Source organism: Chryseobacterium sp. KACC 21268 (assembly GCA_028736075.1).
Lineage (GTDB): Bacteria > Bacteroidota > Bacteroidia > Flavobacteriales > Weeksellaceae > Epilithonimonas.
Window position 1 is genome coordinate 3,381,640 of the sequence record CP117875.1, and the last position, 25,717, is coordinate 3,407,356.

Below are 25,717 nucleotides of genomic sequence, written 5' to 3' on the forward strand. Positions count from 1 at the left end.
AAATTTTAGAAATTAAAGCTTACAGAAAACTGTCCTGTCAATGGCATAATGTAGGTTCCCGTCAACAGTTTTCCGTAATATGGATTGGCATCGGTAATCAATTCGGCTCCGTTAATGGTTCCGCTCGCCCCTCTTTGGTTCAGGAAGTTGATAACTGTTGCGCCGAGGTTGATGTTTTTGTTCACCGTATAACTTACTCCACCGAAAGTTTCCCATCTTGGTGCGAAGTATAAAGCATTCGTAAGGTTTGCGTATTGTTTTGAGAAATATCTGAAACTTGCCCAGAATCTCCATTTGTCAACCGTATAACTTGGGTCGATTTCCATCAACACTTTTGCAACACCTAACACATTGTTGTCGTTGTAATCGTAAGCTGTTTCGAAAGCATTGAAATTGAATTTCTTGTACACAGGATTCTGCAAAGTCAATAGATAATGCAGGTTAAATCCTTTGAAAGGTTTGATTACAAAATCGGTTGTCCATCCAATCGTCTGAATATCATAGTAAACCGTAACGTTTTGAGCCTGAGTTGTGTTTGCAGGGTTGACTAAGTTGTATCTGTTCAGGTTATTATTCTTTTTAAGATAAGTTGCCTGAGAAATCAACTGAATGTAATCTGTGTTCCAGAAAATTCCCAACGCTCCCAACGGACTTTTAATCTTGTTGGTATTCGGTTCGAAAGCCTGAGAATAACTTTCCAGTCTTCTGTTTTCCTCGGTATATAAAGCATTTGCGATAACACCGAAGTTTTTGCTGATGTTGTAAGTTGCGTTCAAACTACCTCCAATCTGGTAAAAACTTTGATTGATTTGATTAAACTGGCTTGGGTGTGTAAAGTTGAAACCTACCGTTCTCGGTGTTAGTGAATATTCTCCGTCTAAGATGTGGTTTTTCAAATGCAAGCCGTAGCTTAAGTTGAAATTATCAGAAACTTTCCACTCGTCGGTTCCGTATATTGAAAGTTTATTTTCCGTTCCACTGTGGAATTCACCTCCTGCATTGTAGTTGTAAAAACCGTCTGCATCCGTTGTAGGGCCAATCAGTCTTTGAGGCTGTGGTTCAATAGTCTGGAAGAAAAACGACCTGTTCGAAGTAAATTTATCAATGTTATAATATTGTTCTAAGACTCCAACCGTCACATTGTGATTTCCTATTTGTTTGTTCAGTGAAAAACGTCCTGCAATATTGGTAATCGGTGTTGAAGGCGTGTGCATTGCCAGCTGCGTTCCCACTGCTCCGGTGTAGGCCTGACCTGTTGAAGCAATCGTGTAGCCCGAAGTCGCATCAGCATTGAAAATACTTAAAGGAATAATGTTGGAAGATTTCGCGGTAGCAAAGTGTGCTTTCGTTGAGAATTTGAAATTCCAGCCGTTGTTCAGTAAATAATTACCGAAAATATCGATGTTGTGAGAAGTATTTCTGCTGTCATTTCCGTCCATATTTGCCCAGTAGGTTTGTCCGGAAAAGATGTCTTTCATTTTGATTTGCCCGTCTCTTACGACGTAAGAATCTCTACCTATTCTGAAATTGTCGAGCTCAGTTACTTTACCTTCCGGTCCGTATTGGAAAACGGCGTAATTGGTAATGCTGTAAGAATCCGCGTACTTGTATTGAATCGAGATTTTTCCTTTATCATCATTAAAATATTTGGTCACACCTGCTCTGAAAATCTTTGTTTCATCAACATTTCTTGTAAAACCCAATTTATAAGTGCTCGGGTCGAAGTTGGCAAAAGCCCCAACGGTGTACGTCCAGCCATTTTTAGAAATCGGTCCGGAAACATTCACGTCTCCTTGCAACCAACCAAAAGTACTGGTTGTGAACTTTCCTTTTAATTTAAAATCTTTAGTTCCGGTTTGAGAATAAGAGTTCACTGCAAAACCAAGGTCGCCCATTGTATTTGCAAGCTGGTCCATTTTCAATAATCCGGTTTTTTCCAAGCCGACACTCTGTCTCCAGGTTTTGTTTGGAAGTTCGGGCCAGAAGAAATAAACGGCAGGCAAATCGTTTTCAAGGATGGTAATTCCACCTACTGTTGATGGCAAACCGATATTCACGTCCCTTGGACTCGTGTTGTTGGCTGCGTTCAACATTACGTTTCTGTTGTTGTCTTCTTTGGAAGACGTGGTCACAGTTTTTACGCCTTCTTCATTTTTTGCAGCAGCATTGATTGCGCTTTTCACTGCAAGACTGTCTGTCTTTTCCTGTCCAAAAACTGTGGCGAAGGAAAGCATCAGTCCAAGAGCTGAAATTTTAGTTAAAGATTTTCTCATTTCCAGTTATATATATTTTAATTTTCTTCAGCTTTTAATATCCATTCAATCATCATATTCGATTATTGATACAGATAATCCTGTTGTAATTATTGCCAATAATATTGTTGTCTAATTGAATATAACCTTCAACTTTTGTTTGAAACGGCAACTAATTTCATTGCTTCATATTGAAACATTACAATAGTACATTCTTTATTTTAATTGAACAAATAAATATTAATAAAACTTAACATTGAATATATTTAATTGATAATCAAATAATTAAAACCAAAAATATCAATAAAATTTCATTGATTCAAATAGAATCAATGAAAATATTATGTTAAATCATCACCAAAAAATGACTCGATTTCTTAAAATTTGCTTTTGTTCAATTTTTTTATTAATATTTTTGTAACATTGACATCAGAAACTAATGAAAATGGACTCTAAGGAATTAATCTCACAACGATCGAACGAAGCAAAAGAAATATTTCTCCCGAATCTTTCTGCAGACCCGGTGATTTTTGGATTTGACCAAAACGAACTGAAAGTTCTTCTGCTGAAAATGAATTACAGAAAACTATGGTTTTTGCCTGGAGGCTATGTCAAAAAGGAAGAGGACTTGGACGACGCCGTAGTGAGAATTTTAAGAGAAAGAGCTGGCGTGAACGCCGTTTCTTACCTGGAGGAGTTTGGTGTTTTTGGAAAAAAGAACAGAAGTGAAGATTACTTCGAAGACTTTGATGAGACCTTGTTCCACAAACAAAGGTTTATCACAATTGGGTATTACGCCTTATACAATCCATCTAAAATCGATTTGACGGTGGACGAATATAGTGAGAGTTGTGAATGGATCTACCTCAGCCAACTTCCGGATATCGAAATGGCTATGGACCATAAAGAGATTGTGGAAAAAGCTTTGCTGACATTGCGCGAAAAGATCTCGATCAAGCCAATTGGTATCAATCTTCTACCAGAAAAATTTACGCTGTCTGAGCTCCAAAAATTATATGAAGCCATTCTCGGAAAAGAACTTAACCGAGGAAATTTCTATCGAAAAATAAAGAATCTTGGAATTCTAAAAAAACTGGACGAACAAAGAAAAGGTGGTGCTCACAAAGCGCCAGACCTCTACTCTTTTGATGAGGAAATTTACAACAAAGCGCTTGAAAACGGTTTGATCAGTTGGTAATATTTAATTAGGTCAAAGTATTTTCAGTTTTCATATCATACTCCGCTTCCCATTTTTCCAAAAGTTCGAGGATGGGAAGAAGCGCCAGACCTTTTTCTGTAAGGCAATACTCTACTCTCGGCGGCGTTTCCTTGAATTCTTGTCTCGTTAAAAGATGATCAGTTTCCATTTCTCGCAACTGATCTGTTAAAACTTTTCTGGAAATCACAGCAATTCGTGCGGCAATCTCACCGAAGCGCAATTTTCTATTGTTGATGACCAAAACGATGATCGGCTTCCACTTGCTTCCCAAAGCCGACATTGCCTTTCCCAGCGGGCAACTGCAACCTAATGTTTTCTGCTGTCTCATCTTTTTACCAAGCTTTTATTTTCATTTGTTACCGCCAAGTTACCACTTTTTTCATTCAAAAGATACAAATCCAAACTATTATTAGTTACTTTGTGTAACAATTAATCAAATAACAAAATTTAGAATGAGTTTAGACGCATTATTCACGCCGTTCACATACAAAAACCTTCATCTCAAAAACAGGATCGTAATGGCTCCAATGACAAGAGCCTTTTCCGACAATGGTGTTCCAACGCAACAGATCGCAGATTATTACGCAAGAAGAGCCGGGTCAGAAATCGGATTGATATTATCAGAAGGAACCGTCATCAACAGACCTGCTTCCAAGAATATCCAAAACATCCCGGACTTTTTTGGAACAGAAGCTTTGAAAGGTTGGAAAAACGTGATCGATTCTGTCCATCAAAATGGCGGAAAAATGGGACCTCAGATCTGGCACGTTGGCGATACGAGAAGTTCCCCAGACTATCCCACAACGGAGATGGAAAAAGCTTCGACAATGACCCTGGAAGACATCCAAGATACAATTGCACAATTTGCAGCATCAGCCAAATCGGCGAAAGACCTTGGGTTTGATGTACTTGAAATTCACGGCGCACACGGCTACTTGATCGACCAATTTTTCTGGGAAGTGACCAATACAAGGACTGATGAATATGGTGGAAAAACTTTGATGGAAAGAAGCAAATTTGCTGTCGATATCATCAAAGCAATGAGAGCTGCAGTGGGACCAGATTTCACAATCATCATCCGACTTTCCCAATGGAAACAGCAGGATTACAAAAGCCGACTGGCGACGACTCCAGAAGAAATGGAAGAATGGCTTGTACCAATGAAGGAAGCAGGTGTGGACATATTCCATTGCTCACAGCGAAGATTCTGGGAGCCGGAATTCGAAGGTTCTGACCTCAATTTTGCAGGTTGGGCAAAGAAATTGACAGGACAACCGACCATCACAGTTGGATCTGTGGGACTAAACGGTGATTTTATGGGCGCCTTTGCAGGACAAGGTTCTGAGAAAAGTGACCTATCGGAATTATTAAAAAGATTAGATCGTCAGGATTTTGACCTTGTAGCTGTCGGAAGAGCAATCTTAAGCGACTACGAATGGGCAAAGAAAGTGAAAGAAGGAAGATTTGATGAGATTTCAGATTTTGCCGGAGAAAGTTTAGGCGTTCTTTATTAATAATTAAAATTGAATAAAAAAGCGGCTTATTTATGATAAGTCGCTTTTTTTATTTTTAAGTAGATTGGAAAAAATAATGCCGAAAGAATATTGGAAGGAAATGATCTCAATTCAGATGAAAATATCTATACATAGAAATCTACAAGAAGTCAAATGATCTCGTCATAATGATTGTCTAAAGCACTCAAAAAAAAATCCCCAAAAGAATTGGGGATAAAAACTAATAACCATGAAAACCTTTTAAAAAAATTTCCGTTACAAAAATATGAAAAGTATACTTAGCTTTCGCTAATTAACAATGTTAATTGTATGATAAAAAAAGAATGATAATCTTAATTTATCGTAATAAATTTTATCAAGTTACAATGACTATCTAAATAACAATTCCCAATAAATATTGAAATAATATTTGATAGTGAGGTAAATCATAAATTATAATCACTTTTAAATATAAATTTGTTATGTCCTTTCAAAGGACTTTCATCATTTGTGTTTTTAGCTTCCCTTTTGGGAAGCTTTTTTTATTGACAAAAGACCTTTAAAATATAATAAGTGATGTAAATATAGAGTGAAATTTTATCTCACAAACCTGCATTCTACAGAATCACAAAACAAAAAAGCCTTACTAACAAAACGTTAGCAAAGCTTTTTAGATTGCAGAGAGGAAGGGATTCGAACCCTCGGTACAGTTACCCGCACACTAGCTTTCCAGGCTAGCTCCTTCAACCACTCGGACACCTCTCTATTTGAGGTTGCAAATATAATGAAATATCTGAATTCTCAAAAGATTATTAAAATTCTTCTGTGATTTCTCCCGAAATATTTTCAATGAATAGTTCTGAGAAGCTTCTATCGTACTTTGGATTGTTCAAAATATGCATTGCTTTGGTAATGGCAGACTCCGCGGTCATATCTTTTCCACTAATGGCGCCAATCTTCGTAAAGATATTGCTGTTGCTATATTTCCCGAAACTAATGCCACCTGAAATACATTGACTGATAACGACAACCTCAACGCCTCTATTCCTAAGTTCCTGCAAAACATTCTGCGTTTTCTCATTGTTAAAGATCGTTCCGGAACCAAAAACCTGCAAAATGATCGCTTCGGCTGTTTTGATTTCCAATAACGATTCGAAGTTCATCCCAGGGAAAATCCTACAAAACAAAATATTCTCATTGAGATAATTATCGAGTTCGAATTGACCTTTAGGTTTCCAAAGCACATTCTTATCGACATTCAGATGGACGCCAGATTGCCCAAGGATCGGGTAATTTGGACTTTGGTAAGCATCGAAGAACTCCGCTGAATATTTCAGACTTCGGTTTCCGCGCAAGAGTTTATATTCGAAATAGACTGCCACTTCTTTGATGACCGCTTCGTCATTTTCATATAGGCTGGCGTAATACAGACTTGTCAAAAGATTTTCTTTCGCATCGGTACGCAAGTCTCCAATTGGTAATTGTGAACCTGTAAGAATCACTGGTTTCCCAAGATTCTTCAACATAAAACTAAGGGCGGAGGCCGTGTACGACATCGTATCCGTCCCGTGGAGAATCAGAAAGCCATCAAAATTGTCGTAGTTCTTGTAGATCCAGTCTGCAATCATCCGCCATTCCTGCGGACCCATATCGGATGAATCTACGGGATTCTCGAACGGATGGACGGAAACCTCACATTCCAGAAGATTCATCTCCGGAATCCTTTTGAAGATCGTGGAGAAATCAAACGGAACCAGACTTCCCGTTTCGTAATCTTTTTCCATTCCAATGGTGCCGCCGGTGTAGATGAGAAGTACTTTTCTATTCATAGTTGAACGCCAAATCTTTGGCAATAGTTTGTTTCGAAGGTGAAAACTGCAGCCCGACTTGAGTGGAAATCCTTTTTTTGCTTGGGTACAAGCGTTGGCAAAAAAGATTGGGAACGGAAGGCGGAAAAGCTGCCATAAAATCCCAACAAAAGTAAAATTTTAATCTGAATGGTGAAAATAAAAAATGCCCGTTAAAAAACGAGCATTTTATTTATGTTTAAGTTAAATTATTTAACCAAAAGGATGCTTGCGATCTGATTCGCCAACTCAGTTCCAATTCTATCCTGAGCTTCCTCTGTCGCAGCTCCTGTATGAGGCGTCAAAGAGATCTTCGGGTGGTTCAAGATCTTATCAGAAGGCGTAGGCTCGTTCTCGAAAACATCAAGACCTGCAAACGCTATCTTCCCAGAATCCAACGCTGCAATCAAAGCATTTTCGTCGATCACACCACCTCTCGCACAGTTCACGATGGCTGCACCAGGTTTCATTTTGTCCAATTCGGCCGCGCCGATGATCGGACCATCCTGAGCAGGAACGTGAAGCGTGATGAAATCTGAATGCTGGATCAATTGCTCCAACGGTTCTGTTTCAATTTCAACATTGATGTATTGGCTGTTGTAGAAATCCACTCTGACGCTCGCCTTCCCGATTCTCGTATCAGAAGCGATTACTTTCATTCCCAGTCCAAGTGCTATTCTAGCCACTTCTTGTCCAATTCTTCCGATGCCGACGATCCCGATGGTTTTACCTCTTAGTTCAATTCCAGCTTCATATTTTTTCTTAAGTTTTGCAAACTCGGTGTTTCCTTTCACTGGCATTTGTCTGTTCGCATCCTGCAAGAATCTGCAACCTGAGAAAAGGTGTGCAAAAACCAGTTCCGCCACAGATTCTGATGAAGCTGCCGGCGTGTTGATCACGTGTTTTCCTTTTTCTCTCGCGTAAGCCACTTCGATGTTGTCCATCCCAACGCCACCTCTACCGATGATCTCCAGGCTTGGGCAATTGTCCACCATTTCCTTGGTCACTTTTGTCGCGCTTCTTACAAGCAGAACAGTCACCTGATTTTCGTTGATATAAGTAATTAGATCTTCCTGAGCCACCTTTGCAGTAATCACCTCGAATCCGTTTTCTAATAGCGCATTGATCCCAGACTGCGTCAATCCGTCATTTGCAAGTACTTTCATTCTGTATAATTGATATTTGATAAATGATGAATGATAAAAAGAAAAGTGATAAACAATCTGAATTTACAATCATTTATCACTCACCGATTATCATTTATTATAATTAGTCGCGGAAAACTTCTATGGTCACTTGTTTCTCAACCATATCTGTGAATTTCCCTTTGTATCTCGTTGCTTTTACCAGGTGGTTATCGATCCAGTGGTAGTTTCCGCCTCTTGGTTTTCCTAGCAGTACGCTGTGGTATTTGAAGCCGTGTTTGTTCAACCAGGTTTCTGTCACTTCTCTCAGATCCTCAGTTCTGGAAGTGAAAAAACAGATCTGGTGACCTTCGTCATACCATTTGTTGATCGTTACCAAAGCGTCTGGAAAAGGCTCGCAAGTCACCATTCTTTCCGGCTCCTCATTAGGCACATCTTCTGTAATAGTTCCGTCGATATCGATCAGATAATTCTTGATATCGCCTTTCAACATTGGGCTCAGGTGTTCTACGTATTCTAGTTCCATATTGTGTGTAAAATTGAAGTTGCAAAATTAGGCTTTTCTCTCTGAACTAACAAACTATTATCGAATGCTTAATGAAATCTTAATTTTATAGAATATTTTAAAGAAAAATTTACTTTTAGTTTTACACAAATCATACGCTTGGATAAAAATATTAACCACAACTAATTTTCCGCATCAACAAAAAATGAGAATTAAAACACTGATTCACGATGAGAAGATCACTTCATCTTTGACAAAAGAAACCGAATTTCTGTCATCATAGCTTCAAAAGGTTTTGTTTTTTTGGTCGCAGAAACGATTGTCAGATGCCTATACTTGTTTGAATTTGTCTTCTTAGAGAAAAGCATATTGAGCGATGTTCCCGTGTAGAAGCCATTGGTGTAATGTTTTGTGACCTCAAAATTGTGGAATAGGTCAAGATTCATTTTCTCATACGGAATCACCCAAAAAAATTTGGTGTAGACCATCCTGTCTTTAAGATTAAAAATTTTTCGGGTTGAAATAATGATCAGAAAAACAAAGGCCGGAATTCCCGTTACAAAATCTATAAATCCTATATCAGAAGTGCTTTTCGACTGCAAATTATAAAGCTGATAGAGAAATGCTAAACAGAAAACAACAAACAACACCAAATGAAGTTTGTTGGTCTTGATCAACTCAAATTCGTTATCATCAATTGATTTGAAATAAACCAAGCTATTAAAGCCGAGTGCTTTCTCTTCTACACTTTCCGGCATTTGACTGAGCCAATTTTTATCAATGAGGCCAATAAGCTCTTGGGTATTCTCAGAAATATTTTGACGTTTCATTCCAAAGAACATCAAGTTTATGACGTTGGAAAATCTATCGGTTTTGTCTATAATTTTGTAATTACTTCTATCAAGCTCAATGTTTTCCGCCTCCATTTTCAACTTTTTGTAGAAGAATAATTTTTTGTAAATCTTCTTTTCGACCCAGGAAAAATGGTAGGAGTAATGGTACAAAATGAGAACGATTGGAAAAAAGATAAGAATATTGATCAACAAAGAATAAAAAACGAGCTTCAAAACTTCTTCAATGATAAAATCATCTGAGATAAAATACAGAATCGGAACTAGCGCTATCAGGAGAAAAAGCAGAAGATAGACCAGAATAGAGATATACCCTCGCAACGGAAATATTTCATAGGCTTTTCCATCATTCACAGATTGAAATTTTGTCATTGTTTTTACTTTGATATTAATTATTCTGTGCTTTAATCACCATCTTCACCATCTGTTTTAGCATCTTCCTGAGACACGCAAAACAATCTGTGATGGAACTCGTAATCCGACTTTGTTCGCACCGTTGTTGGCGCAGGTTCTAGTAAATAAGAGATCATACCTTTCGGGATCATTTGCGTAGCTTTTGGCAAGATCTCGACATTGATAGATTTTTCCTGTACTTTCTCCTCCGGGGGATTTCCGTAAACGTAGGTCACAATTCCCAAAACTTCCGTCGATTCATTGATCACGTAGCATTTCCCACTGCCATACGTGAAACTTTGGGTAGGAAAAACCATCACTTTTTCCTCGCTGGTAGTACAATTTTTGATGACGTAAATTTTCGGGCAGAACATATAGATCAGGATTCCCAGCGGGACGATGACCAAGAATGATTTGCGTTTGAAATCTTCCTTGTCATACTTGTTTTCCACAAAAAGGAAGACACCATAAATAACAGCCGCCAAAACAGCCAGTGAAATGTAGAATGCAGTTGCAGTAATGATCATATTAAAAATTTTTTGGGTTTAGTTTTATTGAAATTTCTTTTCGAATGTTATAGTGAAAGAGGAATGAAAACCACTCCAGTTAGTTTATAGCCCTGGATCAGAGTGGTCCATTTTGGCATTTCTGCAATTTTTGAGAGCAATGCTTTTTCTGTTTCCTTAGGCAAAGCCAAAAGCGATAGATTTTGCAAAGTGGCTGTTCCATCACTATCGATTTCTAAAGTAAGAACGACATCTTTGGAAGCCAATGTTTTTCTTAAGATTGGAACAAGATTTTTCTCGGACCATTTATTCAACTCCACAGTACCACCAGGAAATTCCGGATGAATTGGCTGGTTGTTTTTAAATTTTGGAGGCAGATCCTTCGGAAAATCAGCGAGATCAAATTCCTTTTTCACGAGCATCAATTTCCCTTTGTTGTTGGGAGCATAGACATAATGATTGAGTGTTGCAGGTGTTTTCGTTTGGTTGAATTCTATGAAATGTAACTCACTGTCGTTCTTTCTGTAAATGCCAAGATAGGTTTCCTTCGCCAACTTTTTGTCGAAAATCCTTGCAATATGTTCGATCTTTTCATTTTGATTTCCAACGACTTGATATCTGGTTTGTTCCGATTTTTCATCATTTGAAGTGACATCTGATATTTTAAACGTTGCGCCATTCAAGGTCACTTCTTCTCTGAGATCTTGTGCATTGACATTAGCAACAAAAAAGGCTGAAACCAGGATAGTTGACAAGATTTTTTTCATTTGTGTATAAGTTTTTATCAAAAATAATATTTTAAACGATATTTATGATAAGAATTTTTTGGAAATATTATTTATTTGACATTAATAAAGCTTGTCAACAACTTTTAATTCACCCGCCGTCATCAAAATACCAAAGATGTTTTTATATTTGATGAAGAATAAAAAACTATGGAAAAGAAACTCAAACTTTGGGACGCAGTGATGATCGTGATGGGATCGATGATCGGGAGCGGGATTTTTATCGTAAGCGCCGACATCATGCGGAATCTCGGTTCTGGCTATTGGCTGATTGTCGTTTGGTTGATCACAACTGTGATGACCGTAGCGGCGGCAATCAGCTACGGCGAACTCTCGGCGATGTTCCCAAAAGCGGGCGGACAATATACTTACATCACAGAAATCTTCGGGAAACCAATGGGATTTCTCTACGGTTGGGGAATGTTTACCGTAATTCAAACCGGGACAATTGCAGCTGTGGCTGTGGCTTTCGGAAAGTTCACGGCTTATCTTGTTCCATCTCTGAATGATGCTGCTCCAATTTTCCAAAGTGGCGAATTTCAGATTACCTGGATTCAAATCCTAGCGATTGTCGTGATTCTTTTCCTGACTTTTGTGAATACCAAAGGTGTACAATTCGGGAAAATCTTGCAGAATGTTTTCACTTCTTCAAAAATCATCGCACTTCTCGGATTGATTATTTTAGGTTTTATTTTGATCGACAAATCCAATTGGAGTTCGAATATGAGTTTTGGTTGGGACGCTTTTCAAAATTTAAAAAACACAGAATGGACCGGAATCTCCGGTGCAACCATCCTTGGCGGAATTGCCGCAGCGATGGTTGGTTCGGTTTTCAGTTCGGTGGCTTGGGAGAATGTGACTTTCATTTCCGGCGAAATCGAGAATCCAAAAAAGAATGTTGTAAAAGCAATGATCTTAGGAACTTCGGCTGTGATGATCCTTTATCTTTTGGTGAATTTCGTTTACCTGAATGCGCTTGACAGAGATTCTATCGCCTTTGCAGCGAATGACAGAGTGGCGGTTTCTGCAGCGGAGAAAATGTTTGGGAATGCAGGAACAATCATCATCGCCGTTTTGGTGATGATTTCGACTTTTGGCTGTGTGAACGGAATTGTTCTAGCTGGCGCAAGGGTTTTCCAAACGATGGCAAAAGATGGATTATTCCTAAAATCAGCTGTTGAAAACAACAAAAACGGCGTTCCAGAAAAATCCCTTTGGATGCAAGGAATCTGGGCTAGTTTGCTTTGTTTGAGCGGACAATACGGGAATCTTTTGGATATGGTTTCCTTCGTGATCGTTCTGTTTTATATGCTAACCGTTTTTGGTGTGATCTACCTTAGAATCAAAAAACCTGAAATGGAAAGAGGTTACAAAACCTTCCTTTATCCATTCACGCCCGTACTTTACCTTTTGATTGGGACGGCGTTTTGTATTTTGCTTTTGATCTACAAGCCAGGTTACACGTTGCCAGGATTGGGATTGATTTTGCTTGGGTTGCCGGTTTATTTTTTTATTAATAAGAAAATTATTGATGTCAATGATACCACAACTGAAGATTAAATTTTTATTTTTCTTATTATTCTTATCAGTCAAATTTTCAGCTTGTTCTTGTGCAGAAGATGCTATTGCTCAAGAGTATTTTGAATCCGATGTCGTTGGAATAATTACTATAGAATCTACTTATGGAAATGAAGAGCGAGAGGAAAAAATGTTTGGTTTAAGAATTTATAAAGCTAAAATAAGTTTCGATAAACTATACAAGGGAAATAAATTTGAAGAATTGATAATCTTTGGCAGTACTACTGGTGCGAATTCAGGAGCTTGTGAAAAGCTTGTCAAAGCTGGAGAAAAATATCTTCTTCTCACGAGTAAAAATCAAAATGGAGAATATGTTGAGTCTCTTTGTAGCAGTATGTATAAAATTTATGACAACAGTCTGAATGAAGTCAATAAATACAGCAAACAATTCAATTATTTAGAGAAAAATAAAAGCCTCTTTAAAGATTTAAAGTTTATAAATTACTATGATAAATCCGAGAATTGGGATAATGTAAAAAAAATCACAACCAATGAGTTTAAAATTATTTTTGGAAAAAAAATAAAAAACAAATTTGGAGTTTATAAAGTCAAAATAGATAGTCAAAATAAGATTATCGAAATACAATCTATTAAAAAAATTGGACTTAATGAAAGGAAAATGTTGGCATTAATAAAGAAAAATATTAAAATAAACTTTTTATTTGAACAAAATCCTAATTCAGAATATTTGTTACTTCTAAGTTTTTAAGTGTCTACAAATGTCCATCAATCTAAAATCAATTTTCTCAAATCTAATCTCCAAGTTTTCAAACGACGAAAAACTGAAACTTGATTATTGGCAAGAAATTGAAAAATTATATTCCCAAAAAAGCAGGAAATACCACAATCTCGCTCATCTTGAGAATATGATTTTGGAATTGGAAAATGTGAAAGATGAAATTTCAGATTTCGATACTTTATTATTTTCAGTGTTTTATCACGACATTGTCTATAAAGCAACATCAAAAGACAACGAGGAAAAAAGTGCAGAAATTGCAAAGAAACGCTTAGAAAAAATCAATATTTCAAACGAAAGAATAACCAAAATCTACAATCAAATTCTTGCCACAAAATCTCACAAAAAAAGTGATGATTCTGATACCAATTTTCTTCTCGACGCAGATTTGGCAATTCTTGGAAAAGATTGGAATGTTTATGAAAATTATGTTCGACAAATCAGAGAGGAATATTCAATCTATCCGGATTTTCTTTATAAACCTGGTAGAAAAAAAGTTCTAACTCATTTTCTTGAATTTGAAGAGATTTTTAAAACGGATTATTTTAAAGAAAAATATGAGAAAATTGCAAGAGAAAATATCAAAAGAGAAATCTCAATATTGTGATTATTGAATGTCTGTAATAATTTAGTTCTAGTATAATTTTGTCATTCTTAAAGAATCTCAACACACTAAAAAACCGTTTAGATTCCTACGGAATGACAAAAGAATGAGCTTTCTACCCTTCCAACAAAAACTCCTTGTAATTCCCCAAAAACTTCACATCAGCACCAATCGCTTTCAGTTCGTCCACGGAATTAATGTAGAGCACATCATCCCAACCGCCAACAACGGTCACGAAGAAGAAGTAATTTCCCAATCTGGTTTTTAAAGTTCGGGATTCGATTTTGCTAAGGTTCATATTTCGCCACGCAAAAACGGACAAAACCTGATGCAATCCTCCAGCATGATCTTGTGGTAACGTGATGAGCATTGCGGTTTTTTTTCCTATATTTTCCAGATGGTTCTCGTAAGAATTCTCAGTTTTGGAAATGATGATGAATCTGGTGTGATTTTCCTCGACGTCGTGAATGTTTTCGTTAAGGATCTTCAACCCGTATAATTCTGCCGCAAATTTGTTCGCAACCGCCGCGATTTTACGATCAGGATTTTCAGAAACGCGTTTTGCCGCCGCCGCTGTGGAAGCAAAATCTTGTTTCGGAACATCAGGATAATTTTTATTCAGGAAATGAAAACTTTGCGCAAGCGCCTGTGGATGAGAATAGATCTTCTCGATAGATTCTGGATTTTCCTGACTCGGATGGATCATCAAATGATGCGCAATCGGCATTACCGCTTCCGCTTCGATCTTGATTTCGGGCGTTTGATAAAGATAATCCAAAGTCATAGAAACCGTTCCTTCTATCGAGTTTTCCAAGGGAACCACCGCTTTGTCTACTTCATTATTCTGAACCGCCAGAAAGCAATCCAAAATATTGGCTTTTGGGACCAACTCATCATTTGGGAATAACTGCGTTGCGGTCAACTGCGTAAAAGAAGCTTCGGGTCCGAGGAATGCTATTTTCATTTTGCGAAATTAAATAATTTTTGAACCACAAAAGTCACAAAAGATATCGAAAAACAAAAATTTACCGAAGATCAAAAAAATTAAAACTTTAAAATAGACTCCTTTTTTAAACTTTTATAGATCTAAGAAGGATAATAGCTTTTGTGACTTTTGTGGTTAAATTAATCTACAATTTTCTTAGAAAAATCAAAATTGAAATTCGCGCTTACAATAAATCCATTGTTGTATTGGAACACATTCTTTCCCTCGATTTCGCGTCCAAACTGCACAATCTGATTCAGATAACCGCCTTCTACCCTAAGCAAATTATTGAATTTGTAACCCAACAAAACACCGATTCGGTTTTGGTCAAAAATATTCTCGCCGACATTCTTCCCAAATCCTATCATCAATTCGTCATAAACTGCTACGTAAGGCGTTTTATCTCCAATCGAATTTCCCTTCAAAGGCATTTGCAAACGGATCATATATCGCGCTCGGTTCAGAAATGGATATTGGTCTTCGGAAGTTAGACCGGCATTGGAATATCGCCCTACCCAACGCTGTTCTAGCATAAAACGGTGCGACAAATCTACCTTTCCTATTTTGTCAGTAATGGTTGCCATTTCGTAGATCCTGTGTTCTGTGAAATCTTTTCCCATCCCGTTGATCGGAATGTCACCATAAGGAAAAGTCTCTGCCCAAGCGTAACCTACACGCAATTGCAAATTTGGATTTACTTGATAATTAAGTCCCAAACGCAAAAGACTCTGTTGCCAAGTCGTGATGAAATCATTTCTTCGCCACTGATATTCTGTGTGAATGGAGAATTTCGAATCCAGCTTGAAAGTTCCGTTGTACGCGTACCAGCCGATATTATTGTAATCGCTGATTCGGTTTTGCGCTGAAAAAGATGTTGAAATTGAAATCAGAAAAACTGAACTGAGAAATAATTTTGCCTTGGTGAAAAACATATTTTGAAATATCGATTTCAGCAAAAATAGAAATTCGGAAATGGATAGACAACCCTAATCGGTTTTTATCTTTAAAACGGGTGCGCTGTAATTGTTCGTTTTTTTGTCAGGCTCTATGACGCTGGAAGTTTTCAAAAGATCTTCAGCAATCAAGATATTTTCGTTGTGAACAGCGATATCATTAAGGAAAACCAAAGCATTAGCAGGTAATTTGAATCTTTTCTTCGCTTCGGAAATCGTCAGACTTTCGATGGTCATTTTTTCTTTGAGCGTGATGTTGATCAACCCATTTTTTATCAGATCATCAAATTTCGCAGTTTCTGTAGAAGGTGTTTTGTAAACCTGAACCTGCTCGATCTTATTTGGATCCAAACTATTCAAGGTTAGATTTCCCATTACCACATTTTGGACAATGACAATTGGTTTTGGTTCCGTTGTCTGTGAGGAATTTAAAATAAATGCGAAGGAAAGTATTAAACCAAAGATAATCTTTTTCATTATTAATAAATTTAATTTTAAAGATATAAAAATTAATTGGCATCACCTTTCTCGATGCCTTCTTCTATTTTTTCAACCACTTCCTGCTCTTCTTTATCTGAAATTTCCAGTTGATCTTCTGTATCTTCATTTCTGATGACGAGCGATATCCAAATTGGAAAATGGTCAGAATCTACGGACTTTGTGACATTCATATCTACCAATCGGAAATGTGGACTCACGAAAAAATGATCTAATGGCCAACGCAAAAACCAATATTTGGCGTGAAAGGTATTGAACATACCTCTTCCACGTCGGGGATCCAACATTCCACTGGATTTTAGAAATAGTTTGGTGGTTTGTGACCAAGCGACATCATTCAGGTCTCCAAAAACGATGGCTGGTTTTCCGTATTCTTCCGCTTTTTTTCCGACCAAAAGAATCTCAGCATCACGTTCGGTACTTTCTGGATTTTCCTGAGGAACTGGCGGCGTAGGATGAATTCCGTATAACCGAACAACGTTATTATTGTATTCCAGGTCGGCAACGATGGACGGAATATCATCATCTATCAAATAATTGATCTCGTAATTCTTAACCGGAAAATGACTGTAAAACAAAAGGCCATAAGTATTTGCTAATGGAACCTCAATTTTGTATTCATAATCTTTTGTGACCACTTCCAACGCTTTTCTCCACTCTTCATCCGTTTCGAGAAAGAACAAAACGGTGGGATCATTTTCTTTGATCAGGTCAATTAGTTTCTGATAATTTCGGTTGTGTTGATAGACATTACAAACCAAAATATCGAGCGTGGTCTCGTCCGCATTTGGTTTAACTTTGTCGATCATTGTCTTTCCAAATCTTGTGTAAGGAAGAATGATATATAAAAGGTAAAGTGCAAATACCACTTCTAACGCCAAAAGAACTTTGTCGTAATCCGTGGGTTCAGGAACGGCAAATTTCCATAAAAGAATCAGAACAATCAGGATCACAAACTTCTGAAAACGAGGATAATCGAAAATCCTAAAGGTCCAAAATGTGTTTTTGACAGAAGGAATCAGAACAGAGAAGATCGCCAATATGGAAATGATCCAGTACAAACAATACGTGTAGTTTTCCATATATAAATTTAGTCTTTGATGGTTTTGCCTAAAATAATGAGACTTTGTTTTTCGCCATCGAGTTCAGCGATATTTTTGAGATTGGCCCAAAGTTCGAAACCGAATTTTTCAAATAAGGTCAAACTTGGCAAATTGTGAGCGAAGATAAATGCAAGGAGATTCTCGATGCCCAAGCTCGGGCATTTTTCAATGGATAACTTTAAGATCTGTTGTCCGAAACCTTTGCCTCGGAAATTTTCATCAATATAGATACTAATCTCAGCCGTTTTCTGATAAGCCGGACGTCCGTAGAAATCCTGAAAACTGACCCAACCGATGGTATTTTTCTGAGCATCTTCCACCATCCAAAGCGGACGCGTTTCAGAATTGTGCTCATTGAACCAATCAAGTTTGCTTTCGACAGAAACAGGTTCCAGATCGGCAGTAACCAATCGCGACGCCACCGTAGAGTTATAAATTTCTACAATCTTGGGAAGATCATCTAAAGTGACGTCTCGAAAAGTCATATTTTTTATTATAATTGATGAATGATAATTGATGAATGATTTTTAAATAATTAATCAATTATCATCTATCATTAATCATTTATTGAACTAAATGCTTGTTCCAAATCAGCGATCAGATCTTCAGCATCTTCGATTCCGACGCTTAGTCTTACCAAGTCATCCGTGATTCCAAGAACTGCTCTTTTGTCTTCTGGGATCGATGCGTGCGTCATCAAAGCTGGAAGGTTTGCCAACGATTCTACGCCACCCAAAGATTCTGCCAAAGTGAAAACTTTGATGTTTTCCAAGAATTTAACTGCATCTTCTTTCTTTCCAGATTTGAAAGTGAAAGAAACCATTCCACCAAACTCGGTCATTTGTCTGGTTGCCAAATCGTATTGCGGATGAGAAGACAATCCTGGGTAATAGATCTTATCAACCAAAGAATGCGTTTCCAAATATTTTGCCACTTCGAAACCGTTGTCCGAATGTCTTTGCATTCTCAGCGCCAAAGTTTTAATTCCTCTCAGAACCAAATAAGAATCGTGTGGTCCCAAAATTCCTCCACTTGCAAACTGGATAAAATGTAATTTCTCGCCCAACTCTGCATCTTTCGCGATCAAAGCTCCAGCGATTACATCAGAATGTCCGCCTAAATATTTTGTTGCAGAATGCATCACAATGTCAGCACCCAGATCCAAAGGTTTTTGAATATAAGGCGTTGCAAATGTATTATCCACAGCTACCAAAATATCTTTCCCTTTCACGGTGTCAGCCACCATTTTGATGTCCACCAATTTCATCAATGGATTGGTTGGTGTTTCTAGCCAGATCAATTTTGTTTTGTCTGTGATGACATTTTCCAATTGTTCCACATTATCGAATCCAATGAACGTAAATTTCAGTTGGTATTTTTCGAATAATCTGGTGAACATTCTGTAAGATCCACCATAAAGATCATCTACAGCAATGACTTCATCACCTGGATTCAGTAACTTCAAAACACAATCGATTGCGGCCAAACCTGATCCGAAAGCCAATCCTCGAGCGCCGTTTTCGATGCTTGCTAAAGAATCTTCTAAAGCTTGTCTTGTTGGGTTTGCACCTCTTGAATATTCGTAGCCAGAGATCAATTGTCCTGGACTTTTCTGTGCGAATGTTGATGTTAAAAAAACGGGAACGTTGACTGCGCCAGTCGCTGGCTCGTGCTGTTGTCCGCCGTGAATAACTTTTGTATTGAATTTCATATTTCTAATATTTTGTTTGAAGCTGGAAGTTTGAAGCTGGAAGTTTTTTAACATCCATCTTCCAACTTCCAGCATCCTTTTTTTTTACATTTTGATAGCCGACTTCACTGCAAATTCCTCAGCTACTTCTTCCAGCCAACCAGCAACATCTTCTTCTCCAGTTGCACGGAGGTAAGTTTGTCCAAGGGAAACGATGATCTGGTGATAGAAACGTTTCATATGATCCACAGGCATATCTTTTGTCCAAAGATCGATTCTCAACGCTTCGGAAGTTTTCTCGTCCCAAACTGAGATCATCACGGCTTTGGTCTCTTGGTTTTCTACGCCGCCATCTTGTGCATTCCACATCATTTTTTCTGGAACGTGATTCTCGTCCAACTCTATATCTACTGTAATTTTTGTTTTACGCATTGTTATATTAAAATTATTGATTAAAAAATTAAATGATCAAAAAATTAGAGATTTGAAATATGATAGTCTCTAATATCTCTCAAACGCTCATATTCTCCAACTCTACTTCGGTCTGTATTCCGATCCATTGAAAATCTCTGTTGCGTTCTTCTTCAAAAACACGTCCAATTTTTCTTCGGGATGTGCTTTCAGATAATGTTTGCAAATTTGCCAACCTGTCCAGATCGCGATCTGAGGCGAACTTTCTCTGTCAACTTCTGTGTAGAATTTTGAAAAAGGTCCTGGCGCAATGAATCTTTCTGATAATCCGGGATCTGCACTGAAGAGCAAGTCACCTTCTACAAAATAATTCCAGATATTGGCTTCGTTGGCAACAGCCCAATCGTACTGTTCTTTGGAGTAATTCATTTTCAAATGATCAGAAGAAACATTAGGCAAAAAAGCGTCCTGAAGGATCTGAACTTTCCCTTGATAGACCATTTGATCCAAAAATTTCTGTTGCTCTATCGGAGCAGGAACCAATCTTGCGGCAAAAAAAGCAGAGATCTTTGGAACCAAATTTTCCGGGTTCATCGATTTTTGAAAATAGAGATCGAGACCTTTATAATTTTTATTTCCATCACCCATAAATCCCGTAATGTCCACGAAAAGCATATTCTCGTCTTCTCTCAAAAAAATCGGATCCGTCACATTTTGAGGATCGATCACAGATGAATAGAGATAAATATGAGGCGGCTGGAACTTCGGAAAATAATTTTTGATGTGTGAGAAAAGGTCGATCAAATCTTTATCCAGTTTTGTTTTGTTGATTTTGGAAATCGCTTCTTTGTAGATGCGAACTTCCATCGTATCTTTTCTTCTGTCACCGTAATCGGCGTCTGGAACTGAACCTTGGAACCAAGGATATTTTTGTTTGAAATCTTCCAAGCTTACAGAAGAATTGTAGAATTCTCCAGAGAGATCGGTGACATTTATTTTCTTGACAGGATTCTTGATCTCAACATCCCATTTGTTTTCGTTTTCCTTTTTGCAAGCCGATAAACTGAAAACAATTATGGCCGAAAAAGAGATATATCGGAAAAACTTCATTATTTTTACATTAAGATTTTCGAAAAGCAAAAATACGATTTAATAGATGAAGCTACCAATAATTACGGAAAGATTAATTTTAAGAAAATTGACCGAAGCGGATGTTGATAACATCTTCCTTCTGGACAGCAATCCCGACGTGATGAAGTATGTAGGAGTTCCGCCTTCTACTAGTAGAGAACAATCTAAAAAAATGGTTGAGAATATCCTAGATCAGTACGCCAAAAACGGAACTGGCAGACTTGCGGTCATCGAAAATGAAACTAACAAATTTATCGGCTGGAGTGGCATCAAACTTTTGACAGAGGAAGTCAATGGTTTCAAAAATGTTTACGAATTAGGCTACAGATTTCTCCCTGAATTCTGGGGAAAAGGTTACGCGACAGAATCTGCAAAAGCTTCATTGGATCTAGGTTTTAATCAACTGAATGCTGAGAAGATCTATGCTTATGCCGATGTTGACAATGAATCTTCCAATCACATTCTCACGAAATTAGGTTTCGAAAACAAAGGTGCTTTTCTTGATAATGGCGACAATTGCTATTGGTACGAATTAGAAAAAAATAAATAATGAGAGCTTGTAATATATTATTTTTCTTATTCTTATCGTTGATGTGCGTTCCAGTGCATTCACAAACTAAAAACCAAAACAACAAAATAGTTTTGAATAAAACCTTCAGAACATCAGTGGGAAGCATGTGTGTGGAAACCAATACGCCGAAACCCTGTGCTGGATCTACCGTTTTTCTGGAATTAAATTTCAAAAATGATTTTGTCTTGGTTAATGAAAAGAATGAAAATGCTTGTGGAACCATTTCTGAAAATAAATATAAAACGAATTACAGTACACAAGGAAATATTGTGAAAGTTGAAAAGTTGACCCGATATGGCGAACCGTTGAAAATCAAACAATTTTTGTACACCAAGAATAGTTTGATCGGAGAAGCAATCGATGTGGACGGACGCAAAAAAGAATATGTCTTTGAAGAAATTAAAATAAAACAAAAATAATGCAGACACAAAAAGTAATAGATCATATCGTCAACTGGTTAAAAGATTATGCAACCAAAGCCAACTCAAAAGGATTCGTAGTAGGTGTTTCTGGCGGAATTGATTCCGCAGTCGTTTCAGTTTTGGTAGCGAAAACAGGATTGCCAGTTTTGGTTTTGGAAATGCCAATCCGTCAAAAAGCCGACCAGGTGGACAGAGCTCAAGATCACATCGATTTTTTGAAATCTAATTTTCCAAATGTGGATGGTTTCCGAGTGGATTTGACGCCTACTTTTGAAAGTTTTGAAAAAACCACGGAAGGCTACAAAGACGATTCACCGAGCAAAAATCTGGCAGAAGCGAATACAAGATCGAGATTGAGAATGATAACACTTTATTATTACGGTCAGATCAATGGATTTCTTGTGACTGGAACTGGAAACAAAGTGGAGGATTTTGGCGTTGGATTTTTCACAAAATATGGCGATGGCGGCGTGGACATCTCTCCTATCGCTGACCTTTACAAAACGCAGATCTATGAAATTGCCAAAGAACTAGGCATTCTTGAGAGCATTCAGAAAGCTAAACCTACGGACGGACTTTGGGAAGTGGAAAGAACAGATGAAGACCAAATTGGCGCAACCTATCCTGAATTGGAATGGGCAATGGAACAGCAAAAAGCCGGAAAAACCGAAGCTGATTTTGATGGAAGAGAAAAAGAGGTGATGACCATTTATCTTAGATTTAACAGAGCGACGCAACATAAGATGAATCCGATTCCTGTTTGTGAAATTCCGGCGGAATTGAAATAATATTCACAGGACAAAACATAAGATTCAGAACATTAAATAAATAAATTCTATGAAAAATAAAATTCTACTTTCTGCTTTTAGTCTTTTCGCATTCACTTCGGCTTTTCAGTCCCAAGAAACAAAGCAAGAAGAAATAGCCGTTTCAGCGCCGGTTGAAGTGATTGACAGACTCAATATTCCAGGTCCGCTGACATTTCGGGAAAATGAATACATCTTGACCTGGAGCAAACAAAACTCTCCAACTTGGGCGCAACAGCAATATATTTTACGCGATGACGATTTTAATAATTACAAAGAGCTCATCAATTTCTCATACTTCGATAAAGAAATCGATATGGACACTGCTGTAAAACAAAAAGTGGAATATGTAGAAAAAAGAAAGGACAGAACGCAGGACAAGTACTCTTTCGTAAGTGTAACGGAAAGTCCAGACGGAAAGGAAATCGTAGTAGATTACCTCGTGACCGTTGTTCCACAAGAAGGGGAATCTTACGCTGAATACAATATTGACCGATTCAAAAGTTTCGAAGCTGGTGGCAAAAAGTCTTTCTTGATTTTCTCCTATTCCAAAAGACTTGCAGGTGATTTGAAATACGCTTCAAAATCTCTGTCCAAAGAAAGAAGCCGACTGATGGAAGGTGTCATCACCATGGCTATTCCGCCGATTACTTACAAACCAACTGCGGTTGAAGCAAAGAAAAAGTAATTGGTTAATGGTCCGATATTGATAGTTGGCGGATTTATATTAATCTAATTTTTAATCATTGAATCTTTGAATCAAGAGTATTATATCAAACGTTGCATTGAATTGGCACAAAAAGCTTTGGGGAGAACTTATCCAAATCCGTTGGTTGGTTCTGTGATTGTTCATAACGACAGAATCATTGGCGAAGGTTTTCATAAAAAAGCTGGCGAACCGCACGCAGAAATCAATGCAATCAAATCTGTAAAAGAAGAAGACAAGCATCTTATTCCGGAATCTACGATTTATGTTTCTTTGGAACCTTGTGCCCATTTTGGGAAAACACCACCGTGCGCTTTGAAAATTGTAGAACTCGGTTTTAAAAAAGTGGTTATCGGCGCGATGGACAGCCACGACAAAGTGAATGGGAAAGGCAAAAAAATCATTACCGATGCAGGAATCGAAGTTATGTCCAGCGTTTTAGAAAATGAGTGCCGAAAACTCAACAAACGATTTTTCACTTACCACGAAAAGAGAATGCCGTTCATTATTCTGAAGTGGGCGGAATCTGCTGATGGTTTTATGGACAAAGATTACAAACCTACACAGATCAGCAATTCACTTTCGAAGCAGTTGGTTCATCAAATGAGAAGTGAGGAACACGCGATTTTAGTTGGAAAAAATACCGCACTTCGTGACAATCCAAGTTTGACAGTCAGAGAAGTTGAAGGTCGAAATCCTACTAGAATTTTGATTGATTTCAACCTTGATGTTCCAGAGAATTTTAATATTTATAATGATGAAGCGGAAACAATCATCTTTAATTCAATTAAAAATTCCACAGCTCAAAATCTGAAATTCATTAAAATAGAAAAAGAAAATTCATTAGATAAAATCTTAGAAAAGCTGTACAAATTGCAAATTCAATCCGTCATCATCGAAGGTGGAAGATTTACATTACAACAATTCATTGATCAAAATCTTTGGGATGAAACTTTGATTTTCAAAAATCCAAATTTGAATCTTGAGAATGGAACCAAAGCGCCAACTTTCGATTTCAATCCAGAAAAAACGGAAAGTCTGAGAGATTGCGAGGTTTTGTTTTTCAGGAATCCAAGTCTTGATTAATATCAGAATTATTAAAAATCAGCGCTCGGAAAAAAATCCGTAAATTCGCATCCTTAATAGATTTCAATAAATATGAAAAATCTGAGCGCCTCCACAAAAGGCTTGATTTTTTCTTTGCTGGCAATGGGATTTGCGTTCGCTATTTACTTTTTGTTTTTGGCGAAAAAAAATTATTATCTGGTAGACAATCCTACGCCGGAAACTTTCTACTTTAAGATCAATAACGGATCACAAAACATACTTTCTGCAGGACAATATTTGAAGGTTGACCTTAATAAAGGAAAAAATAAAATCGCCGTTTTTGACCAGAATAAAAAGCTACTCTACGATTCTGCTTTTACCGTAAGCAAGATCCGAGGTCTGCTGAACATTGCGAATAAAGATTACTACGTCAACCATCAATATTACGGATATGGCCTGAACAAAGATTCTCTAATGGCCGCAAAGCCTGGAATCGAGATCGACAAAAAGCACTATCTGGGCGACGTGAAGAAGATCAACAAGCTTTACACAGAAGATTTCTATTACAACCTGGACGAAGAATATGACCGCGTCATCAAAAATGTAGCGAAAGTCGAAAGCCGATCGAAGATCTTCAGAAAACAGGATTTCATCAATTATTACAACAATTATTACAAGTTCAAATAGATTTAATAATTAAAAGATCAACCATCAACTATCGGTCGAAGATCATTTATCAACTCTCATCATCAAAATGGAACACAACAACGTAACACCATACAACTCCGAATACAGCAAAAAAAGTCAGGTAGAAGATATGTTTGACAACATTGCGCCAAAATATGACCTTCTAAATCACGTACTGTCTATGAAAATAGATGTGCTCTGGAGAAACAAGTTGGTGAATATGCTAAAGAAAGACCAGCCAAAATTGGTTTTGGATGTGGCCACAGGCACAGGAGATCTTGCCATTGCAGTTCAAAAAGGGACCAATGCAGATGTTGTAGGTCTGGACCTTTCTCAGCAAATGCTGAACGTGGGGATCGAGAAGATCAGAAAGCAAAATCTGGACGGAAAGATCTCTATGCAAAAAGGCGATGCGGAACAACTTCCCTTCGAAGACAATAAATTTGATGGCGTTACCGTTGCATTTGGAGTGAGAAATTTCGAGAATCTCGAAAAAGGATTATCAGAATTACGCAGAGTTGTGAAAGAAGACAAAAGTATTTATATATTAGAGTTTTCAAAAGTAGAAGGATTCTTGGGACCATTTTATATGTTTTATTTTAAAAACATTTTGCCTGCAATTGGGCGTTTGGTTTCCAAAGACAACCGTGCTTACACGTATCTTCCGGATTCTGTGAACGCTTTTCCTTTTGGAGAGAAGATGAAAACGATTCTACTGGATACTGGTTTCAAAAAAGTAGAATACACCAAACTAAGTTTAGGAATAGCCACCATTTATAAAGCTACAAAATAG

The 25,717-nt window shown here is 37.5% G+C and carries 28 protein-coding genes and 1 tRNA gene; 12 read left to right on the top strand and 17 right to left on the bottom strand.

What is annotated here, in order from left to right; all coding sequences use genetic code 11:
* Window positions 1–5: 5 nt before the first annotated feature.
* A complete protein-coding gene (locus PQ459_15425) occupies window positions 6–2,273 on the bottom strand; it encodes a TonB-dependent receptor (protein ID WDF46289.1) in 2,268 nt (755 codons plus the stop codon).
* Window positions 2,274–2,697: 424 nt separating this feature from the next.
* Between PQ459_15425 and PQ459_15430 the strand changes: the two genes are divergently transcribed.
* A complete protein-coding gene (locus PQ459_15430) occupies window positions 2,698–3,450 on the top strand; it encodes an NUDIX domain-containing protein (protein ID WDF46290.1) in 753 nt (250 codons plus the stop codon).
* 7 nt (window positions 3,451–3,457) lie between these two features.
* Here the strand turns inward: PQ459_15430 and PQ459_15435 are convergent, their stop codons facing one another.
* The gene (locus PQ459_15435; GenBank protein WDF46291.1) at window positions 3,458–3,799 is read right to left on the bottom strand and encodes a helix-turn-helix domain-containing protein; all 342 of its coding nucleotides are present in this window, start codon (window positions 3,797–3,799) and stop codon (window positions 3,458–3,460) included.
* 124 nt (window positions 3,800–3,923) lie between these two features.
* Here PQ459_15435 and PQ459_15440 point away from each other — a divergent pair, with 124 nt between their 5' ends.
* A complete protein-coding gene (locus PQ459_15440) occupies window positions 3,924–4,985 on the top strand; it encodes an NADH:flavin oxidoreductase (protein WDF46292.1) in 1,062 nt (353 codons plus the stop codon).
* Window positions 4,986–5,642: 657 nt separating this feature from the next.
* Here PQ459_15440 and PQ459_15445 read toward each other — a convergent pair.
* The 7 genes from PQ459_15445 to PQ459_15475 all read right to left on the bottom strand — a co-directional run bounded on the left by PQ459_15445 (window position 5,643) and on the right by PQ459_15475 (window position 10,978).
* Window positions 5,643–5,729 (bottom strand) — tRNA-Ser (locus PQ459_15445).
* Between the two features lie 47 nt (window positions 5,730–5,776).
* A complete protein-coding gene (locus PQ459_15450) occupies window positions 5,777–6,793 on the bottom strand; it encodes an asparaginase (protein WDF46293.1) in 1,017 nt (338 codons plus the stop codon).
* Between the two features lie 227 nt (window positions 6,794–7,020).
* On the bottom strand, window positions 7,021–7,977 hold the full coding sequence (locus PQ459_15455) for a D-2-hydroxyacid dehydrogenase (protein WDF46294.1): 957 nt from the start codon (window positions 7,975–7,977) through the stop codon (window positions 7,021–7,023).
* Between the two features lie 103 nt (window positions 7,978–8,080).
* Complete coding sequence (locus PQ459_15460) at window positions 8,081–8,482, bottom strand: phosphoheptose isomerase (protein ID WDF46295.1); 402 nt, start codon at window positions 8,480–8,482, stop codon at window positions 8,081–8,083.
* A gap of 218 nt (window positions 8,483–8,700) precedes the next feature.
* A complete protein-coding gene (locus tag PQ459_15465; protein WDF46296.1) occupies window positions 8,701–9,684 on the bottom strand; it encodes a hypothetical protein in 984 nt (327 codons plus the stop codon).
* Between the two features lie 32 nt (window positions 9,685–9,716).
* Entirely contained in the window at window positions 9,717–10,232 is a 516-nt protein-coding gene (locus tag PQ459_15470; protein WDF46297.1) for a hypothetical protein, read from the bottom strand.
* A 47-nt stretch (window positions 10,233–10,279) separates the two neighbouring features.
* Window positions 10,280–10,978, bottom strand: a complete 699-nt coding sequence (locus PQ459_15475) for a hypothetical protein (GenBank protein ID WDF46298.1) — start codon at window positions 10,976–10,978, stop codon at window positions 10,280–10,282.
* 168 nt (window positions 10,979–11,146) lie between these two features.
* On the opposite strand from PQ459_15475, the gene PQ459_15480 reads away from it, so the two are divergent.
* From PQ459_15480 to PQ459_15490, 3 genes are read left to right on the top strand one after another with little or no spacing between them, the layout of a single operon-like run.
* Window positions 11,147–12,556, top strand: coding sequence for an amino acid permease (locus PQ459_15480; GenBank protein ID WDF46299.1), 1,410 nt, complete (start codon window positions 11,147–11,149; stop codon window positions 12,554–12,556).
* Window positions 12,534–13,283 carry a hypothetical protein gene (locus tag PQ459_15485; protein WDF46300.1) on the top strand — a complete coding sequence of 250 codons (750 nt, stop codon included), beginning with the start codon at window positions 12,534–12,536 and terminating at the stop codon, window positions 13,281–13,283. Before PQ459_15480 ends, PQ459_15485 begins: the two co-directional genes overlap by 23 nt.
* A gap of 16 nt (window positions 13,284–13,299) precedes the next feature.
* Window positions 13,300–13,917, top strand: a complete 618-nt coding sequence (locus tag PQ459_15490; protein WDF48734.1) for a hypothetical protein — start codon at window positions 13,300–13,302, stop codon at window positions 13,915–13,917.
* A 112-nt stretch (window positions 13,918–14,029) separates the two neighbouring features.
* Here the strand turns inward: PQ459_15490 and pheA are convergent, their stop codons facing one another.
* From pheA to PQ459_15530, 8 genes are all read right to left on the bottom strand, one after another.
* Window positions 14,030–14,878, bottom strand: a complete 849-nt coding sequence (pheA, locus tag PQ459_15495; GenBank protein ID WDF46301.1) for a prephenate dehydratase — start codon at window positions 14,876–14,878, stop codon at window positions 14,030–14,032.
* 161 nt (window positions 14,879–15,039) lie between these two features.
* Complete coding sequence (locus tag PQ459_15500; protein ID WDF46302.1) at window positions 15,040–15,831, bottom strand: DUF2490 domain-containing protein; 792 nt, start codon at window positions 15,829–15,831, stop codon at window positions 15,040–15,042.
* A gap of 54 nt (window positions 15,832–15,885) precedes the next feature.
* A complete protein-coding gene (locus PQ459_15505; protein ID WDF46303.1) occupies window positions 15,886–16,329 on the bottom strand; it encodes a hypothetical protein in 444 nt (147 codons plus the stop codon).
* A gap of 32 nt (window positions 16,330–16,361) precedes the next feature.
* The gene (locus tag PQ459_15510; GenBank protein ID WDF46304.1) at window positions 16,362–17,432 is read right to left on the bottom strand and encodes an endonuclease/exonuclease/phosphatase family protein; all 1,071 of its coding nucleotides are present in this window, start codon (window positions 17,430–17,432) and stop codon (window positions 16,362–16,364) included.
* Between the two features lie 8 nt (window positions 17,433–17,440).
* The gene (locus PQ459_15515) at window positions 17,441–17,938 is read right to left on the bottom strand and encodes a GNAT family N-acetyltransferase (protein ID WDF46305.1); all 498 of its coding nucleotides are present in this window, start codon (window positions 17,936–17,938) and stop codon (window positions 17,441–17,443) included.
* A 71-nt stretch (window positions 17,939–18,009) separates the two neighbouring features.
* Window positions 18,010–19,218, bottom strand: a complete 1,209-nt coding sequence (locus PQ459_15520) for a cystathionine gamma-synthase (GenBank protein WDF48735.1) — start codon at window positions 19,216–19,218, stop codon at window positions 18,010–18,012.
* A 30-nt stretch (window positions 19,219–19,248) separates the two neighbouring features.
* Window positions 19,249–19,575 (bottom strand): gliding motility protein GldC, encoded by a 327-nt coding sequence (gldC, locus tag PQ459_15525; GenBank protein ID WDF46306.1) that lies wholly within the window; start codon window positions 19,573–19,575, stop codon window positions 19,249–19,251.
* A 102-nt stretch (window positions 19,576–19,677) separates the two neighbouring features.
* Complete coding sequence (locus PQ459_15530) at window positions 19,678–20,664, bottom strand: gliding motility protein GldB (protein WDF46307.1); 987 nt, start codon at window positions 20,662–20,664, stop codon at window positions 19,678–19,680.
* Window positions 20,665–20,710: 46 nt separating this feature from the next.
* Between PQ459_15530 and PQ459_15535 the strand changes: the two genes are divergently transcribed.
* The 7 genes from PQ459_15535 (at window position 20,711) to ubiE (ending at window position 25,717) form a co-directional block, all read left to right on the top strand.
* Complete coding sequence (locus tag PQ459_15535; GenBank protein WDF46308.1) at window positions 20,711–21,235, top strand: GNAT family N-acetyltransferase; 525 nt, start codon at window positions 20,711–20,713, stop codon at window positions 21,233–21,235.
* A gap of 92 nt (window positions 21,236–21,327) precedes the next feature.
* Window positions 21,328–21,675, top strand: coding sequence for a hypothetical protein (locus PQ459_15540; protein WDF46309.1), 348 nt, complete (start codon window positions 21,328–21,330; stop codon window positions 21,673–21,675).
* Window positions 21,675–22,466 (top strand): NAD(+) synthase, encoded by a 792-nt coding sequence (gene nadE, locus PQ459_15545; GenBank protein ID WDF46310.1) that lies wholly within the window; start codon window positions 21,675–21,677, stop codon window positions 22,464–22,466. The genes PQ459_15540 and nadE overlap by 1 nt, the downstream gene beginning before the upstream one ends.
* A gap of 49 nt (window positions 22,467–22,515) precedes the next feature.
* Entirely contained in the window at window positions 22,516–23,172 is a 657-nt protein-coding gene (locus PQ459_15550; GenBank protein ID WDF46311.1) for a hypothetical protein, read from the top strand.
* 66 nt (window positions 23,173–23,238) lie between these two features.
* The gene (gene ribD / locus PQ459_15555) at window positions 23,239–24,276 is read left to right on the top strand and encodes a bifunctional diaminohydroxyphosphoribosylaminopyrimidine deaminase/5-amino-6-(5-phosphoribosylamino)uracil reductase RibD (GenBank protein WDF46312.1); all 1,038 of its coding nucleotides are present in this window, start codon (window positions 23,239–23,241) and stop codon (window positions 24,274–24,276) included.
* Window positions 24,277–24,348: 72 nt separating this feature from the next.
* Window positions 24,349–24,924: a hypothetical protein gene (locus PQ459_15560; protein ID WDF46313.1), complete on the top strand. Its 576-nt coding sequence runs from the start codon at window positions 24,349–24,351 to the stop codon at window positions 24,922–24,924.
* Window positions 24,925–24,991: 67 nt separating this feature from the next.
* Complete coding sequence (gene ubiE / locus PQ459_15565) at window positions 24,992–25,717, top strand: bifunctional demethylmenaquinone methyltransferase/2-methoxy-6-polyprenyl-1,4-benzoquinol methylase UbiE (protein ID WDF46314.1); 726 nt, start codon at window positions 24,992–24,994, stop codon at window positions 25,715–25,717.